18 protein-coding genes and 1 other annotated feature are annotated in these 16,564 nt (G+C 40.3%); of the genes, 2 read left to right on the top strand and 16 right to left on the bottom strand.

Annotated features, from left to right (window positions below):
• Window positions 1-60 precede the first annotated feature (60 nt).
• Complete coding sequence (locus AC0KTX_RS03485; RefSeq protein ID WP_474250847.1) at window positions 61-549, bottom strand: dUTP diphosphatase; 489 nt, start codon at window positions 547-549, stop codon at window positions 61-63.
• A gap of 119 nt (window positions 550-668) precedes the next feature.
• On the opposite strand from AC0KTX_RS03485, the gene AC0KTX_RS03480 reads away from it, so the two are divergent.
• Window positions 669-1,091: a sigma-w pathway protein ysdB gene (locus tag AC0KTX_RS03480; protein WP_474250846.1), complete on the top strand. Its 423-nt coding sequence runs from the start codon at window positions 669-671 to the stop codon at window positions 1,089-1,091.
• A 61-nt stretch (window positions 1,092-1,152) separates the two neighbouring features.
• On the opposite strand, the gene rplT is transcribed toward AC0KTX_RS03480, so the two are convergent.
• The 3 genes from rplT to infC are packed head-to-tail and all read right to left on the bottom strand — an operon-like array spanning window position 1,153 to window position 2,279.
• The gene (rplT, locus tag AC0KTX_RS03475) at window positions 1,153-1,512 is read right to left on the bottom strand and encodes a 50S ribosomal protein L20 (RefSeq protein ID WP_474250845.1); all 360 of its coding nucleotides are present in this window, start codon (window positions 1,510-1,512) and stop codon (window positions 1,153-1,155) included.
• A 30-nt stretch (window positions 1,513-1,542) separates the two neighbouring features.
• Window positions 1,543-1,743, bottom strand: coding sequence for a 50S ribosomal protein L35 (gene rpmI / locus AC0KTX_RS03470; RefSeq protein WP_474250844.1), 201 nt, complete (start codon window positions 1,741-1,743; stop codon window positions 1,543-1,545).
• 14 nt (window positions 1,744-1,757) lie between these two features.
• Window positions 1,758-2,279 (bottom strand): translation initiation factor IF-3, encoded by a 522-nt coding sequence (gene infC / locus AC0KTX_RS03465; RefSeq protein WP_474250960.1) that lies wholly within the window; start codon window positions 2,277-2,279, stop codon window positions 1,758-1,760.
• 62 nt (window positions 2,280-2,341) lie between these two features.
• Window positions 2,342-2,470 (bottom strand) — a sequence feature (ribosomal protein L20 leader region).
• Between the two features lie 168 nt (window positions 2,471-2,638).
• Here infC and AC0KTX_RS03460 point away from each other — a divergent pair.
• Window positions 2,639-2,818, top strand: a complete 180-nt coding sequence (locus AC0KTX_RS03460; RefSeq protein ID WP_474250843.1) for a small, acid-soluble spore protein, H family — start codon at window positions 2,639-2,641, stop codon at window positions 2,816-2,818.
• Between the two features lie 29 nt (window positions 2,819-2,847).
• Here AC0KTX_RS03460 and coaW read toward each other — a convergent pair whose 3' ends face one another.
• The 12 genes from coaW to polA all read right to left on the bottom strand — a co-directional run bounded on the left by coaW (window position 2,848) and on the right by polA (window position 16,523).
• Window positions 2,848-3,648: a type II pantothenate kinase gene (coaW, locus tag AC0KTX_RS03455; protein WP_474250842.1), complete on the bottom strand. Its 801-nt coding sequence runs from the start codon at window positions 3,646-3,648 to the stop codon at window positions 2,848-2,850.
• A gap of 124 nt (window positions 3,649-3,772) precedes the next feature.
• Window positions 3,773-5,704 (bottom strand): threonine--tRNA ligase, encoded by a 1,932-nt coding sequence (gene thrS / locus AC0KTX_RS03450; protein WP_474250841.1) that lies wholly within the window; start codon window positions 5,702-5,704, stop codon window positions 3,773-3,775.
• A 293-nt stretch (window positions 5,705-5,997) separates the two neighbouring features.
• The gene (gene ytxC / locus AC0KTX_RS03445) at window positions 5,998-6,882 is read right to left on the bottom strand and encodes a putative sporulation protein YtxC (protein WP_474250840.1); all 885 of its coding nucleotides are present in this window, start codon (window positions 6,880-6,882) and stop codon (window positions 5,998-6,000) included.
• An 88-nt stretch (window positions 6,883-6,970) separates the two neighbouring features.
• Window positions 6,971-7,903, bottom strand: a complete 933-nt coding sequence (gene dnaI / locus AC0KTX_RS03440; RefSeq protein ID WP_474250839.1) for a primosomal protein DnaI — start codon at window positions 7,901-7,903, stop codon at window positions 6,971-6,973.
• A 9-nt stretch (window positions 7,904-7,912) separates the two neighbouring features.
• Complete coding sequence (locus tag AC0KTX_RS03435; RefSeq protein ID WP_474250838.1) at window positions 7,913-9,304, bottom strand: replication initiation and membrane attachment family protein; 1,392 nt, start codon at window positions 9,302-9,304, stop codon at window positions 7,913-7,915.
• A gap of 69 nt (window positions 9,305-9,373) precedes the next feature.
• Window positions 9,374-9,832, bottom strand: a complete 459-nt coding sequence (gene nrdR, locus AC0KTX_RS03430; protein ID WP_474250837.1) for a transcriptional regulator NrdR — start codon at window positions 9,830-9,832, stop codon at window positions 9,374-9,376.
• A 92-nt stretch (window positions 9,833-9,924) separates the two neighbouring features.
• Entirely contained in the window at window positions 9,925-10,323 is a 399-nt protein-coding gene (locus tag AC0KTX_RS03425; protein WP_474250836.1) for a cytosolic protein, read from the bottom strand.
• A 117-nt stretch (window positions 10,324-10,440) separates the two neighbouring features.
• The gene (speD, locus tag AC0KTX_RS03420) at window positions 10,441-10,821 is read right to left on the bottom strand and encodes an adenosylmethionine decarboxylase (protein WP_474250835.1); all 381 of its coding nucleotides are present in this window, start codon (window positions 10,819-10,821) and stop codon (window positions 10,441-10,443) included.
• Window positions 10,822-11,058: 237 nt separating this feature from the next.
• Window positions 11,059-12,072 carry a glyceraldehyde-3-phosphate dehydrogenase gene (locus AC0KTX_RS03415; protein ID WP_474250834.1) on the bottom strand — a complete coding sequence of 338 codons (1,014 nt, stop codon included), beginning with the start codon at window positions 12,070-12,072 and terminating at the stop codon, window positions 11,059-11,061.
• A 132-nt stretch (window positions 12,073-12,204) separates the two neighbouring features.
• Entirely contained in the window at window positions 12,205-12,804 is a 600-nt protein-coding gene (gene coaE / locus AC0KTX_RS03410) for a dephospho-CoA kinase (protein ID WP_474250833.1), read from the bottom strand.
• A 200-nt stretch (window positions 12,805-13,004) separates the two neighbouring features.
• Window positions 13,005-13,829 carry a DNA-formamidopyrimidine glycosylase gene (gene mutM / locus AC0KTX_RS03405; RefSeq protein ID WP_474250832.1) on the bottom strand — a complete coding sequence of 275 codons (825 nt, stop codon included), beginning with the start codon at window positions 13,827-13,829 and terminating at the stop codon, window positions 13,005-13,007.
• 63 nt (window positions 13,830-13,892) lie between these two features.
• Complete coding sequence (polA, locus tag AC0KTX_RS03400) at window positions 13,893-16,523, bottom strand: DNA polymerase I (RefSeq protein WP_474250831.1); 2,631 nt, start codon at window positions 16,521-16,523, stop codon at window positions 13,893-13,895.
• Window positions 16,524-16,564 lie beyond the last annotated feature (41 nt).

The raw sequence follows: 16,564 nt of genomic DNA, 5'->3' as shown, positions 1-16,564 counted from the left end.
CCGCTTTTCCACGCTTGAACCTCCTATTTAAAAAGTTCACCTTCATCATTCATAATATGATTAATATCCCTGATTTTGTCTCTGATGATTCACTTCATTTTTTGCCAAATAAGCTGAAACGATATCCTCTTCTGCAAAACCGAGGGCATTTCCAAGAGTCACATAGTCGTTAAACAAATCAATATAGGATTGAATGGACAAATATTCCTTTAATTTGGCCGATTTTTGATAAACTTTCAAAAAAAGATCCGTCAAACTTGTTTCCTTTTTCTTCGCCCGCATGTCCGGAAGTTTCTCAATATGCAATTCATGCCCTAATGACAACAAGAAATGCAAGCCGTCAACATACTCCTCTAAAATGACATCACGTGGGGAAGGCGGCTTGACGCTCCAGAATTTAAAACAGCGTGTTTCATTTGCGAGCTCTCCGATTTCAACAAGCAACGCTAAAATTTTTCTCTCAATGAGCCTCTCTTCTTTTAAATGATGCTTATGTTCAATTTTTTCGTCCAATTCTTTTTGCAGTTTAAATAAGTGATTAAAGTCCATCCTCTCAACTCCTAAAAAAGATCCATAAAAAAATTATAACAAAAGTGGTTATTTATGAAACCCCTCCAATCTATTTTTCGTATGGAATATGAAAATGACCTTCGGGGAGGTATAGTTAAATGATCGTATTTTTATTACGGCTTTTGATCCTGGCAGCTATCATATTCGTCTTGTATTCGTTGATCAAATACTTATTAAACCCGAAGCGCAAGTTGGAACTGGCTCATGAACAAAAAAAATTTTTCTTTCTCGATGATAGAGAAAATGTTCGGAAAAATTTTTTATTAACATATAAAGGGGTATTGTTTGAAGGTGAAAAATATTTAGGGACAACCGAAACATCTTTTGATGTCATTTCCATTTTTGTTTGGACGCCTACTCCAAATAAATTGATCGGTTTCACAAAAGAAGATTTTCAGTTCATTGAGGCAAAAATTAAAGAAGCCTATCCTTATGCAGCGCTCGATTGGAAAAGCCCCATTAAAGAATTTGTTCAAACAAAAAATGAAACGTTTCCGGCATTTCCAAAACATGAAGACTAATATTTGATGAACTGTTTATGAAAACAAAACCACCTTAAAGAAGGTGGTTTTGTTTTCAGCATTACTTATTCAATTGAGCTTTTGCCGCTTCTGCCAACTGTGCAAATGCTTTTTCATCATTGACCGCCAAATCAGCAAGCATTTTCCGGTTGATGTCTACGCCAGCCAGTTTAAGACCGTGCATAAATTTATTGTAAGAAAGGCCGTGAATACGTGCCGCAGCGTTGATTCTAGTAATCCACAGCTTACGGAAATCACGTTTTCTTTGACGACGGTCGCGGTAAGCATACATCAGCGACTTCATTACTTGTTGATTAGCCACTTTATATAAACGATGCTTCGAACCATAATAACCTTTTGCAAGTTTAATAATTTTTTTACGACGTCTGCGTGTCACTGTTCCGCCTTTAACACGTGCCATGTATATTCCCTCCTAAAATCCGATATTAGTTTATTTAACATTATCAAGCATTTGATGAATACGTTTGAAATCTCCTTTGCTCACCAATGCTGGTTTGCGAAGTTTGCGTTTTTGTTTTTGCGTTTTATTCGCAAACAAATGGCTAGTGAACGCATGTGAGCGTTTCAATTGTCCTTTTCCTGTTTTTTTGAATCGTTTTGCTGAACCACGATGGGTTTTCATTTTAGGCATAAAAGTTCCTCCTTCTATTTCTTTTCGTTTTTCGGGGCTAATACAAGAAACATGCTGCGCCCATCCATTTTCGGCTTTGTTTCAACAGAACCGATGTCAGCGCATGCTTCGGAAAATCTTTCAAGGACACGTTGGCCGATCTCTTTATGGGTAATCGCACGTCCCTTAAAGCGGATCGTTGCTTTTACTTTGTCGCCCTTCTCTAAAAATTTGCGTGCATTGCGAAGCTTCGTATTAAAATCATGTTCTTCAATCGTTGGGCTAAGTCTGACTTCCTTCACATTAATGACTTTTTGTTTTTTACGCGCTTCTTTTTCCTTTTTTTGCTGCTCGAAGCGGTATTTGCCGTAATCCATGATGCGGGCAACGGGCGGTTTTGCATTAGGGGCAACGAGTACTAAATCCAAATTAGCGCGTGCCGCAATGTCAAGCGCTTCTTGACGGGATTTAATTCCTAATTGATTACCGTTTTGGTCGACCAATCGAACTTCACGAGCGCGAATGCCCTCGTTTACTAACATGTCTTTGCTAATAATGAGCCACCTCCAAGATTTGATGAACTGCGCGCATGTCCGCCATGACAGATTATACATTCGGTTACGCAAAAAACGTGTGGATGCAAACGGCACCCACACGTTTATACACGGATCTGATTGTCTCATGTAAACCTGTCAACAGCAACAATGTGCGTCAATCAGGTGAGAAGCGGGTGCTTCTTCTTGTTTCATCTGACATTCATATTTTACCATTGCCAAACGACTTTGTCAAAACAGCATTTTCCTCAAAAACATTTTGATTATAAATCATGATAACCAAAAATGCAAGCGGAATTCATAAATCCTAAAAAGATGGACATCCTAGCAACTGTAAAAAACACTATATCGGAGTGATCACAATGGATGCAAACCGCGTGCGACAAATATTATCCTCTCCTGCTGATATCGAAGTCCTTTATAACGGAGCTTCGGTTTGGATTGATAAGCTTAATGAGGATGGGAAAACAGCGACCGTTCATTTAAGAGGTTCACATCAAGAACCGACGATTGCAAAAATATCCGAGCTTAAAGAAACGTAATTGTTCTGTTGTATTTGCAAAATGCTCTTTCAATGATATAAAATCGCTCCCACAGCTCCGGCAAAGGATCCGTTTTGCAAAAATATGCTTTGCAGGCCGACCATGGAATCAAAGCTTTGAATGACGTGTTGCAAAGGAGAATTATTCGAGATTGCTCCTCCAACATAGACGCACGTATCGACTTGATGCTGCCGGGCAAACAGCATAGACAAAAGAACAGTTGTTTCGCCAATGAATTGAAATAACGCAGCGGCAATATCTTCTTTGCCTGCTTTCGATACATCCGGCTTGCCAAAATTGGCGGCGGTCAAATCCCCTGGAATAGGCGGTTGACCGTTTTCATACAAATCTTTCACTAATAAATCAACATGGCTTCTGTCGCCTTTTTCAGCCAACGCAACAATTTGTTGAAAATTGTGCTCCTGCAACATGAGACGGCCTAAACCGGAGATGGCACCGCCGATGCCGCTTCCAAACAAGCGTTCATATCGTTCGCCCTTCATGAGAAAAAACGATGTCCCTGTACCCATGCTGACAATTAAAAAATCGTTTTTAATCCGTTTTTTTTCTTGAATCAGAAGCTCTTTCGCCCCTATACAAACCGAATCAAATTCCGGAATAACGGCCGCTTCAGAGCAAGGCAATTTTTCTTTTACTTTTGCCGCTCTTCCTCCTGTTATTTTATAGAAAACAGACGGTTTCAACATCTTGATCCAAGAAAGAACTTGATCCATTTCATCAATTGGAAACAGTTTATATTGATATTGTTCTTGTTCTACATAAGCGATTTTTAACAAGCTCCCTCCAGCATCAACTCCGATGATCTCCATTCATCCGCCTCCTTTCATGAACGACAATGCCAAAAGAGGGGAACTGGCTTTAGAAGTTGGTTTAAAAAATTTTTTGGCATCATCGACATTTTTTAAAAAAGGAAATCAGCAAACGCCGATTTCCTTATTTTCTTCCTTCTTTCCCAACGGATTCAGCAAATGTCTCAAGCGGCATTGATTCTGACTTTTGTTCCCCATACTTTCTGACATTGACCGCCTCATTTGCTGCTTCTTGATCTCCGACAACAACCATGTATGGAATTTTTTGCATTTGCGCCTCGCGAATTTTATAGCCGATTTTTTCATCCCGGATATCGACTTCAACACGCAATCCTTCTTGCTGAAGACGCTGTTCTACTGTTTTGGCATAATCAAGATGCACTTCTGGCGAAACAGGGATGACTTTCACTTGCACAGGTGCAAGCCAAGTTGGGAAGGCGCCTTTATATTCCTCGATTAAGAAGGCAACAAACCGTTCCATCGTTGAAACGACGCCACGGTGAATAACAACTGGCCGGTGATGTTTACCGTCTTCGCCAACGTATGTTAAATCAAGCCGTTCCGGAAGAAGAAAATCTAGTTGAACAGTCGATAATGTTTCATCTTTTCCTAAAGCCGTCCGCACTTGCACATCCAATTTCGGTCCGTAAAATGCCGCTTCACCTTCCGCTTCGTAATAATCTAAACCGAGTTCGTCCATTGCGGCTTTCAGCATCGACTGGGCTTTTTCCCACATTTCATCATCATCATAATATTTTTCTTTATCCTCTGGATCGCGGTAAGATAATCGGAACGAATAATCTTTTATGCCAAAATCCTCGTATACCTCTTCAATGAGGCGGACAACTCGGATAAATTCATCTTTAATCTGATCCGGCCGAACGAAAATATGCGCATCGTTCAACGTCATCCCGCGAACACGCTGCAGTCCTGTCAATGCCCCTGACATTTCGTATCTATGCATTGTTCCAAGTTCTGCAATGCGGATCGGCAGTTCCCGATAGCTGTGAATTTCATTTTTGTAGATCATCATATGATGCGGGCAGTTCATCGGACGCAATACAAGCTCTTCGTTATCCATCTTCATTGGCGGAAACATATCATCTTGATAATGGTCCCAATGGCCGGAAGCTTTATAAAGATCGACGCTGCCGAGAACAGGTGTGTATACATGCTGGTATCCGAGTTTAATTTCTTTATCAACAATATAGCGTTCGATAATCCGGCGGATAGTTGCTCCTTTTGGGAGCCAAAGCGGCAAGCCTTGTCCAACCTTTTGAGAAGTTGTAAACAGGCTTAGTTCCTTGCCAAGCTTGCGGTGATCCCTCTCCTTCGCTTCTTCAAGTATGCGGAGATGTTCTTTTAGCTCTTCTTTTGTAAAAAATGCTGTCCCGTATATGCGTTGAAGCATTTTGTTTTTGCTGTCTCCACGCCAGTAGGCGCCGGCTACGCTGAGCAATTTAAATTCCTTTATTTTTCCTGTAGAAGGGACGTGGACACCTCTGCATAGATCGAAAAATTCTCCTTGCTCATATATGGAAATGGTTTCGCCTTCCGGAATATCATCGATAAGCTCAAGCTTTAAATGGTCGCCGATTTCCTCATACATTTTTTTTGCTTCATCACGGCTTACTTCTTTACGAATAACCGGCAAATTTTCGCCGACGATTTTTCTCATTTCCTTTTCAATTTTAGGAAGATCCTCCGGCGTGATCGCTTCGTCCATGTCTATATCATAATAAAAGCCGTTTTCGATCACAGGTCCGACACCCAATTTGACATTGGAATAAAGCCGTTTAATCGCTTGTGCCATTAAATGGGCTGTGCTATGGCGCAAAATGTCCAGCGCCTCCCGCGTTTCCGGCGTTAAAATTTCGATGTCACCGTCCTCTTCAATCGGTGTCCGCAAATCAAGAAACTTGCCGTTCAGTTTGCCCGCGATGGCTTTTTTCTTCAGACCCGGGCTGATGGAAGCGGCAATTTCCTCCGTTGTCGCACCTTTTGGATATTCCTTTACAGCTCCATCCGGAAACGTAATGCGAATCATTTCTGCCACTTTTCTTCCTCCTTTTATCGTTTATCAAAAAAATAAACACCCATCCCTGAAAAAGGGACGAGTGTTTTCAGCAACATACCCGTGGTTCCACCCTAGTTCCCGCATGTTTTTCCAACATTGCGGCTTTCGCATGATAACGGAACATTCCGTCAGCCATTACTTGGCAAAGCCGTTCACAGCTGCAGTTTAGAGGTGGTAAGAGCATTACGCTGGTTAGGAAGGTTCCAGCCTCCGCCTTCCCTCTCTAAAAACCGCCATAATACTCTCATGTCCTCATCATAACCTTTGTTTCATTAGCGTTTATTCGTATTATAGACAGATTTTTGTTCAAAATCAAGATGCGCCATTGAAACCATCCGTTCAGCAAAAGAAGACTTCGGCAACAGCCGCACTCGTTCTTGAAAAATATTTTGAATCGTTAGGATCATTCCTTCTTCTTGATCATCGGAATAAATGTAGACTTTCAAAGGGGCGATTGAGACGAGCGGAGCCAGCAATTGCGAATCAATATACATCGGGTGCTGGAAGATAAATTCACGGTCAAGCCACCTTTTCAGTTCCGGTTTCTTCATCTCGACAAATTGCTCGTTAAATATTTGAAACCCATCATCATGCAAGAGATGCAAGACGGACAATTTCGGCTCATTGCTGATCACATAGCCACGCAGGCTTTCAATGAAATTTTGATATTCCTGCTCCATTTTATATTCCTCTATGGATATTCCGACATATTCCGTTAATCTCGTCATATAGTCAGAAAGACGGAATTGAATAAACGACTCGACGGTAAACGATTGATCTGGATGAAGAAAATTTTTTAAAGCGGAAATAAGTAATTGCTCTCTCGGCGGAAAATGTTTGACCTCCGGGATTTCCGACCGCTCCCCTTCCATAATTGATTGGGCAATATGTAAAATTTGCTGTTGTTCATCTTGATCAACAAAATAAAATTGTTTTTCGATGATGGAAAGGATGATGTGAGGTTCTTTTATGTTCATAAAAAAATGAATAAATCCCGGAATGAGGACATCATTTATAAAGGAATCCCAATGTTTTGATTGGCAATGGATCATTGTTTCATTTAAAAGGGATGCATGAAAATCATTCTTTTTCTGCTGCTCGTTTAAAAAACCAAGCATAAATCTCGCTTCTTGTTCAGATTGAAATGAAATCTTCATTAAACAATCCCCCCCTTTAACCGAATCTCTGTTTATATATATATGGGGGGATCAATAATTTAGAAGCATTTTGCCCGTTAAACATTCATCATTGCCTGCGGTTTTTTCCCGTCAGTTTGACAGGCGCAGCCAAATAGCGGATTCTTTCCATAATCCTTTTCGCCTTCATTTCTTCTTGCTCGCCCCGCTGCGAAAATGTCAAATGGTGCTCCAATTCTTCAAAATTAAAGTTGGATGTAAAGAAAGTCGGCAAATGCTCATGCATCCGGAATTGAAGAATCGTACCTAAAATTTCATCTCTTACCCAGCTTGACATTGATTCTGCCCCAATATCATCGAGCATCAATACCGGAGCTGATTTGACCGCTTCGATTTTCTCATTGATGGACTGGTCGTGAAGCGAACTTTTTAATTCGCGGATGAATTCAGGCACATACACAAGCATTGTGGCAATGCCTCTTTCCGCCAATTCATTGGCAATTGCCCCTAAAATAAACGTTTTCCCAATGCCAAAAGAACCGTATAAATACAAACCTTTTACGTAATCCGTTTTTCCGTACTGTTCCAAAAAATTTCGCACGTGTGAAATCGCTTTGAGGCGGCTGGCATCCTGCAAGTCAATGTCGCGAAGATGCACGTTTAAAATCTCTTTCGGCATGTAAATGCTTTTAATGAGCGATTCTTGTTTTTTTCTGGCATCATCTGCTTCTTTTCTCGGACATTTATCGTACTTAATGTCGATCATTCTTCCATGAATAAATAATGTCGGATGATAGCCTTTTATCATGTTTTTGCATTCACTTAAGCTTGGGCATTCACGGCAATTTTTGCTTTGCATCGCAAATTCATACAATTTCCCAAGGCTTCGTTCAACCATTTCCTCATCTATTTGCTCTTTTTCTTTTTGCAGAAACTCTTTAACGCCTTCGTCCATTGTAATTTGCTGTTTCAATTTCAAATATCTTTCCCTGAACCCATCGCTGTTCATAAATGCTTTTAAATGGTTTTGAATGGAGTCCATTAGCTCCACCTACTCTTTCTGTTTGCTATTATAGTTTTTAATCCACTCTTCAAGCTCTCTCTTCTCTCTTTCAAAAGATTCTTGATCCATTTCATCCGGTTCCTGCTGTGCCTCTTCATTATTGGTCAACCATTCCGGAAGCTTTTCCTTTCGTATGATCCTTTTGCTGCTTGAAGGTTGATCTTTTGATTTTGCCCAATCCATATATTTTTGATGCTCTTTTTTGGCAACATCTATAGCTTCCTTTACTGTTTTAATGCCCAATCGCGCCCAATGGCTTGCAATTCGTTCAACATAATTTCTCGACAGTTTCATGTCTGTTTTTAACAGAACATAATAGATTAAAACATTGACGACACCCGGTAGCAATTTTTGTTGGAACATAATGTCTTCTATTATTTTTAAATCCGGCAAAGACGGTTCAATCCCGCCTGAAATATCTTTCAGAAACTGTCTCGGCGTGATCTCTTCAAGCTGCCTAATCAATTCCCTATCTTTCGAATCCTTCAAAGCTTCCTCGCTCGTTCGCTGATGTAAGGGCTGAAGAGTGTCAACAAGCTCCGGCAGCCGGTTTCCGTGAGTAAACTGATACCAATCCCTAGCTTCTTTCCGTAGAGTTTCGATGTTTACTTTTTCATCATAATCCAATGAGCTGATGACTAAATTTTTCATTTCAATCGGGTCGATGCCGTAAACAAACGCCAATTTTTCAATTGATTCTTTAACGGAAGGAGTGATGGCTTTTTTCGGAACGATGTTGTCAGACAGACCGGCAAAAAAAAGCTCGAAATCAAATGACTGATTGACGACTGATATCGATCTTTCAGGCTCATCACCAAACAGTTCTTTTCCATTTTCCGCAAATTCTTCCTCCGTTTCGGCGGAAAGCTCTGAAACATGCAATGACCGATATACTTCATGAAACCCTCTTGTCACATCTTTCGCTCTCTCATCAACAGATTCGTCGGAAAAGTAAGTTTTCAATCTCTGATAAATTTTTTTCCCTACTCTGTTGTACAAATAAATATTTAACATGCCATCGGAAAAAAATTGTTTAGGTGACAGCGGACGTTGAAGCTCATATATATATTTTTTTGGTTCTTCTTCCAAAAGATACGTTTTCAAAAGACCGATGCCCTCTAATTTCAAACGTTCATGATAAATGTCATTTAATGAGGATTGCGTGATCGCCATTAAAAAATGATGAGTGGATTCCATTCCCCAAAGACTGCTTTGATCGAGTTCACTCCATAACGTCATGTATAAATTGACTGCTTTTGATCCGACCAGCGGCTGATATAAAAGTGAAAGCACCTTTCGATCAAATTCATGAATCAAGCTGTTCGTGCTTTTAACTACATAGCGATCAACCGGCAGCAACTCTTTCCAGTGATGTTCCATCTTCTATCATAACCTTCCTCATCGCCTGTCATGATGGTGAAAAAAAGAGCTTGCAAAACGAAGCTCTTTTTAACGCCCTTTTTTAATAAGTTCTTTCAGCTCTTCGATAAACACGTTGATGTCCTTAAATTGACGATAAACTGAAGCAAATCTTACATAAGCAACTTCGTCGATTTTAGCTAATCGGTCCATCACCATTTCACCGATTGTTTCACTTGAAATTTCTGCAGCTCCATGGTTTCTTAACTCTTTCTCAATATCTTGAGCGGCATCTTCCAATTTTTGCAATGAAACTGGTCTCTTTTCACAGGCTTTGATCATTCCCCGTAAAATTTTTTCTCTGCTGAATTCTTCCCGTGTTCCTTCCTTTTTTACTACAATGAGAGGAATTTCTTCTACCTTTTCAAAAGTTGTAAAACGATATTGGCATTTTTCACACTCCCTCCGCCTGCGAATCGATCTTCCTTCATCGACAGGACGGGAGTCTAAAACGCGTGTCCCTTGATGCTGACAGGAAGGACATTTCATATCACCAGCTCCAATCTTTTGAAAACGAAATGGTATCCATTTCTATTACCATCTTATTAAAAAGAACCGTTATGCACAAGAAATGATGCATGCTAACTTTCAAAACTATTTGTTCCAATATAAGGAATCAATTGATTTAATTTTTCATAAAATTCTAAAATCACTTTGCGGCTGAAACCAAAATCCATTGGCAGCATCGTTTCGGTCGTAACAGTCAAATCGACTGCTGTTTCAAAAGGACGGACGGAAATCACCGTAATGACCATAAACGCCTTTCTGCCTCTATGTATATTGACGCTGATTTCTCCGCGCTCTTCCGATATTGATGAAATTTCAAAACCGCCCTCTTTTCGGAGAATATCGAGAACCGTCTCCATTACCTTTTTTTGCCCCGCTTTATAATAACGGCTCTGCAGTTCTTGGTCTGAATGGTTTTCTCTCGTTTCATGATGTGTAGTAAAAAAAGAAGCAATTTTTTTCAACATCCCCATAAATGTTAACCTCTCCCCACAACTATTTAAACGTTATCATTTGTTATTTTCATTATAATATAAAAAGAGGTGCAGATGGAAATCCGTCACCTCTTAAAAATTCAATTTCAGATTGGATTAAAGAACTTTTGCCTGCCCTTGTTTCACTTGAACAGGACCCATTCCACGAGGAATTTCAATGTTTTCCCTTGTTTCAGCACCCAATGCTTCAGCGATGTAGTCCGCAGCAATATTTGGATCAAGATCGCCGCATGTGTAAACATCAATGCTCGCATATCCATGCTCTGGAAAACTATGAATGGTTAAATGTGATTCAGAAATGATTACCACTCCGCTTACTCCTTGAGGAGCAAACTTATGAAATGCTACTTCGCGGATCTCTGCACCGGATTTCAGCGCCGCATTCACAAATGTTTTTTCAATAAATTCCATGTCGTTCAGCTTATCAAAATCGCATCCCCACAACTCAGAGATAACGTGACGTCCCATTGTTTCCATAGCTATGGATCCCCCTTTTTATAAAATTTTTTGAAATTCTTCGCATTCTGGTAAGTTCAACTACCACGGGGGAAAGTTAGTCCAAAGAGGTCCTAACCCTTTAAGTAGTCACATTACCTTGCGTTTAAGAAGTTCACGAAAAATAGTATAAATCGTTTGTATTGTTTTTGCAACACACTTTATTGAATTTTTTCATTGCTCATTTTTGACGAACAAGGGGGACCGCATAACACTTTCCTATCTTTCTCTCATCTTTTCAGCAACAACTTTTGCTAAATCAACGACACGGCAGGAGTATCCCCATTCGTTATCATACCAAGCCAGCACTTTTACTTTTCTTTTGTCCATTACCATTGTCGACAAGCCGTCTACAATGGCTGAATGCGGATTAGAATTGTAGTCAATCGATACAAGCGGTTCTGTAGAAAAATCTAATATCCCGTTCAATTCATTTTGTGATGCCTTTTGCAAAGCATCGTTTACCTCATCGACGGTTGCATCCCGTTCCACATCAATTACTAAGTCGACAAGAGAAACGTTTGGCGTCGGCACCCGCAAAGCCAGGCCATCCAATTTCCCCTTTAATTTTGGCAAAACCAGGCCTAAAGCTTTGGCTGCTCCTGTTGTGGTCGGAATAATTGACTGGGCGCATGAACGGGCTCTTCGCAAATCTTTATGGGGATTGTCGATGATTCTTTGATCATTTGTATAAGAATGGACGGTCGTCATGAAACCATTTTCAATTCCAAACTGCTGATCAATTACTTTTACAACCGGTGCCAAACAATTGGTTGTGCAAGAAGCGTTGGAAATAATGACATGTTTGTCCGGATCATAACAATGATCGTTTACACCCATCACGATCGTTACATCAACGTTTTTTCCCGGTGCTGTTAAAATAACTTTTTGGGCTCCCGCCTTAATATGCATCATGGCGTCTTCTTTGGAATTGAATTTTCCCGTCGCTTCAATGACGATTTCGACGTTCAACTCCTCCCAAGGAAGCTCTATCGGATTTCGCCGATTTAAAAGCAAGATTTTTTTCCCATTCACAATTAAATGATCTTCTTTCGGAATCACTTCTCCCGCAAATTTCCCGTGATTTGAGTCATATTGAATTAAATGAGCCAAAATTTCCGATGAATAGGCAGCATTAATCGCAACTATTTCCAAGTCCTGTTCTATGATTGCCCTTCTAAAAACTAAACGACCAATGCGGCCAAATCCATTGATGGCTACTTTAGTGCTCAAATGAAACCACCTCTTCAGTTTATTTGTGATATACTTTTAAATAAAATTTCAATAAAAAGTATATCATAAATAGTGAATTGTGAGGTTGTTTTTTACAAAAAAAAAGCCCACTTCGCAAAGCGAGCTTTTATGTTAACAAATCCCCCATTTTTGCAAGATCTCCTCCAGCTGCCTTTCCGTATCGTTGAAGTCTCCTTCATTATCAATCACTTCATCGGCCATTTTTATTTTTTCTTTGAGCGGCATTTGTGCGTTGATGCGTGCAAGCGCCTCTTCTTTCGACAGATGATTTCTTTTCATCAGGCGTTGAAGCTGGGTATTTTCATTAACATATACAACAATTATTTTATCGACTAAATGAGTTAAATCACTTTCAAAAAGAAGCGGAATGTCCAGCACTACAGCTTTTGCGCCTTGCAAAACGAATTGTTCCTGCTTTTTTTTCATTTCCTTCCGAACCGCAGGATGGACAATACTGTTTAAAAGTTCGCGCTTTGTTTTATGCTGAAAAACAATTGACCCCAATTTTGCCCTGTTGATCGATCCGTCTTCATTTAAAATCTCGCGGCCAAATGCTCCGACGATTTTTTCATATGCTTCTTTGCCCGTCTCAACGACTTCGCGGGCAATTTGGTCAGCATCAACAACAGGAATACCCCTCTTTTGAAACATTTTTGAAACGGTGCTTTTACCGCTTGCAATTCCACCTGTTAATCCGATAATGAAGGCCATTTGGCTCCTCCTCGCTTCCTTTATTTTTTCAACAAAGTTGATCAGCTGCCATACAAAAAGGCTTCCTTCCTTCTTTTTTAAGCATAAACCATAATCATCCATTATCATCTGTTCGAAAATATTGCGAAGGAAAAAGCCGTTTGTGTTTTTTGAATATAACATTCAATCTATGATCCGTCCGAATTAGGAAAAAACGATTTCTACTTCTGGCAATTGGGGCAAAAGTGGGTTCCGCGCCCCCCCACCTTAATTTTCTGGATAGGACGACCGCATTTTTTGCAAGGTTGATTTTTACGGGCATAAACAAAAAGTTCCAGCTGGAACATTCCGATTTGCCCTTGGCTGTTGACATAAGAACGGACAGTGCTTCCTCCCTTGTCAACGGCTTCTTTAAGCGTGCGAATGATTTCCAAATGCAGTTTGGAAGCTTCATCAAACGACAAATCCTTGGCCGGCCGTTCAGGATGGATGCCGGAACGGAACAGCGCCTCATCTACATAAATATTTCCTAATCCGGCGACGATCTTTTGGTCAAGCAAGGCTGTTTTTATATTCCTTGATGTTTCTTTAAGCTTTTGCAAAAGCCACTCAGCGGTAAAATCATCAGAAAACGGCTCCATTCCCAGTTGCGAGAGAGGGAGACGCAAATGTTCTTCGCCTTTTTGAAACAGATGCATTGTACCAAACTTGCGGACATCCCGGTATCTCAATTCAGTCTGGTCGTTGAAGTGAAAAACAACATGCGTATGTGGCTCTGTTTGCTTTTCACTCGGATAAAGTCCGTATCTTCCTTCCATTCTTAAATGAGAAACAAGCGACAAGGTATCAAGAGAAAAAATTAAAAATTTGCCACGTCTTTTCACATCATGAATGGTTTCCCCTTTTAATGCGTCGCAAAACTGGTTGACATCTTCAGGTTGTTTAATTAATCTCGGCCAATAAACTGACACATTCTCAATTGTTTTCCCTTTGACAAGCTTGTTTAATGTACGACGAATTGTTTCGACTTCCGGAAGCTCCGGCATCTCTTCGTTCCTCCTTCCAGCATGGGAAAAAGGCGGGGCTTTCCCTTCCCGCCTTTTTCCCGGTTATTTTGCCTCATACCAAGTTGGACCGTAAGCACAATCAACTTTTAAAGGCACCTTCAGTTTCAACGCATTCTCCATTACTTCCGGGACTAGCTTCTCCAATGTTTCTATTTCTTCTTTCGGCGCTTCAAACACCAATTCATCGTGTACTTGCAGGAGCAGCCTTGTTTTTAAATTTCTCTTTTCCATTTCATGAACAATATCGATCATTGCTTTTTTGATAATATCAGCAGCGCTTCCCTGAATCGGCGTGTTCATCGCCGTTCTTTCGGCAAAACTTCTTACATTAAAATTTCTGCTCGTGATTTCAGGAATATATCTGCGCCTGTGCATTAATGTTGTCACATACCCTTTTTGTTTTGCTTCTTGCACGATTTCTTCCATATATTCTTTGACGCCTTTAAAGCTTGTAAAATAACGTTTAATAAACTCTCCAGCTTCCTTTCTCGTAATTCCTAAATTTTGTGATAAACCGTAGTCGCTGATTCCATAGACGATTCCGAAATTGACGGCTTTTGCCTGTCTCCTCATGTTTGATGTTACTTCCTCTTCCTTCACATGGAAAACATCCATAGCGGTTTTGGTGTGAATATCCAAATCATGTTCAAACGCTTCAATCAAATTTTCGTCGCCGGATATATGGGCGAGCACCCTTAACTCGATTTGCGAATAATCCGCGGCAAAAATCACCCAGTCTTTTTCAGATGGGATAAATGCCTCACGAATTTTCCGACCTTCTTCCAAACGTATTGGAATGTTTTGTAAATTAGGGTCAGTGGAGCTGAGACGACCCGTTTGCGTCAAAGCTTGATTAAAACGGGTATGAATTTTGCCCGTGCTCTCGTGGATCACTTTTAAAAGTCCTTCAATGTAAGTTGATTGAAGCTTTCCAAGCTGCCTGTAATGCAAAATTTTTTCAACAATTTCATGTTCTTCTCTCAATTTTTCCAGAACATCGGCTGATGTGGAAAAGCCGGTTTTTGTTTTTTTCAATGCCGGCAGCTTTAGCTTTTCAAATAAAACCGTTCCAAGCTGTTTAGGCGAATTGATATTGAAAGGCTCTCCCGCAAGATCGTGAATTTCTTTTTCCAATTCATTCAGTTTTTCATCAAGCTCTTTTCCCATCTCCTTCAGTCTTTCCACATCAACCTTTACACCTGTCGTTTCCATATCCGATAAAATTTTCGATAATGGCAGTTCTAAGTCATGGAACAAGTCAAATTGTTCATTTTCTTTTAGTTCTTCCATGAGCCGATCTTCTAATTGATAAATAGTCATCGCTTTTCTAGCCAGATGTTCCGCTAAAAGGTCTTCACTCGGAATCCGTTTTTTGGCTCCCTTTCCGTAAACCATTTCATCTTTTTGCACGGACTTCATATTTCGCTGATGGGCAATGGTTGCAACATCTTCAATGGTATCTGACGGATTTAAAAGATAGGATGCAATCAAAACATCAAATTCGATGCCTTCTAGATCTATACCCCGCCAGCGTAAAGCAACGATAGACTGTTTGGCATCGTAAACCGTTTTGCGTTTTTGCGGATTTTTGGCCCATTGTTGAAATTCTGTTGATTGCAATGCCGTTTCAGTTGGAATGTAATAACAACCGTTTTCATTGGCAATGGCAAAACCGGCAATTTCACTTGTATGATAATTTTCATCAAAAACTTCCACAAGCAGCGCGGCTTTATCCGTTAAAATATCCTCTGACAGTTTTTCGGCCTTTTCAAAGCGGATTTTGGCCAGCGATTCCTCTTTCTCCTCCACATCCTCCCCAATCCGGTCGAGAAGAGATTGGAAACCAAGCTCTTTAAAAATGGCGACAACTTTCTCTTTATGGTAGCCTTTGTATTCAAGATCGCTGATGTCGACTTCAATTGGTGCATGACAGTTTATCGTGGCAAGCTTCTTGCTCATCAACGCTTGTTCTTTATACGTTTCCAAATTTTCCTTTAATTTTTTTCCGTTCACTTCTTCAATGGAAGCTAAAAGGTTTTCCACCGTCTCAAACTGTTTTAGCAGCTTAATCGCGGTTTTTTCACCAATACCGGGGACACCTGGAATATTGTCCGATGAATCTCCCATCAACCCTTTCATATCAATTATTTGTTCAGGTGTTAAACCATATTTTTCCTTAATACTTGCAGGCGTATAGGCCTCAACATCCGTAATTCCTTTTTTCGTAATGGCAACAGTCGTTTTTTCTGTCGCCAGCTGAGTTAAGTCTTTATCCCCTGAAATGATTTTAACAGAAAAGTTTTGTTTTTCGGCTTGTTTTGCCAGCGTGCCGATGATATCATCCGCTTCATAATGTTCAAGCTCATATTTTGCTATTTGAAAGGCATCCAGCAGTTCATGAATAAACGGAAGCTGTTCGGACAGTTCAGGCGGAGTTTTTTGTCGAGTTCCCTTATATTCTTTAAAGGTCTCGTGGCGGAATGTTGTTTTCCCCGCATCAAATGCTACAAGAAGATGGGTCGGTTGTTCTTCCTCCAAAATTTTCATAATCATGTTCGTAAACCCGTAAATGGCATTCGTGTGGATCCCTTTATCATTGTTTAAAAGAGGCAAAGCAAAAAATGCTCTGTATGCAATACTGTTTCCATCAATCAGAACAAGCTTTTTTGTCACGTTTTGTCCTCCTTCTTCATAAAAAAAGCCATGTCTTTTCT

The sequence above is a fragment of the Aeribacillus sp. JST-2 genome (assembly GCF_056032925.1).
Note: the sequence above shows the minus strand (reverse complement) of the source record. Positions and strands in the feature narration are given on the sequence as shown.

Coding starts and splice junctions, on each gene's coding strand:
- AC0KTX_RS03485 (WP_474250847.1), bottom strand. CDS start 549: ATGGACTTTAATCACTTATTTAAACTGCAAAAAGAATTGGACGAAAAA.
- AC0KTX_RS03480 (WP_474250846.1), top strand. CDS start 669: ATGATCGTATTTTTATTACGGCTTTTGATCCTGGCAGCTATCATATTC.
- rplT (WP_474250845.1), bottom strand. CDS start 1,512: ATGGCACGTGTTAAAGGCGGAACAGTGACACGCAGACGTCGTAAAAAA.
- rpmI (WP_474250844.1), bottom strand. CDS start 1,743: ATGCCTAAAATGAAAACCCATCGTGGTTCAGCAAAACGATTCAAAAAA.
- AC0KTX_RS03460 (WP_474250843.1), top strand. CDS start 2,639: ATGGATGCAAACCGCGTGCGACAAATATTATCCTCTCCTGCTGATATC.
- coaW (WP_474250842.1), bottom strand. CDS start 3,648: ATGGAGATCATCGGAGTTGATGCTGGAGGGAGCTTGTTAAAAATCGCT.
- ytxC (WP_474250840.1), bottom strand. CDS start 6,882: ATGAAGATTTCATTTCAATCTGAACAAGAAGCGAGATTTATGCTTGGT.
- dnaI (WP_474250839.1), bottom strand. CDS start 7,903: ATGGACTCCATTCAAAACCATTTAAAAGCATTTATGAACAGCGATGGG.
- AC0KTX_RS03435 (WP_474250838.1), bottom strand. CDS start 9,304: ATGGAACATCACTGGAAAGAGTTGCTGCCGGTTGATCGCTATGTAGTT.
- nrdR (WP_474250837.1), bottom strand. CDS start 9,832: ATGAAATGTCCTTCCTGTCAGCATCAAGGGACACGCGTTTTAGACTCC.
- AC0KTX_RS03425 (WP_474250836.1), bottom strand. CDS start 10,323: ATGGGGATGTTGAAAAAAATTGCTTCTTTTTTTACTACACATCATGAA.
- speD (WP_474250835.1), bottom strand. CDS start 10,821: ATGGAAACAATGGGACGTCACGTTATCTCTGAGTTGTGGGGATGCGAT.
- coaE (WP_474250833.1), bottom strand. CDS start 12,804: ATGGCCTTCATTATCGGATTAACAGGTGGAATTGCAAGCGGTAAAAGC.
- mutM (WP_474250832.1), bottom strand. CDS start 13,829: ATGCCGGAGCTTCCGGAAGTCGAAACAATTCGTCGTACATTAAACAAG.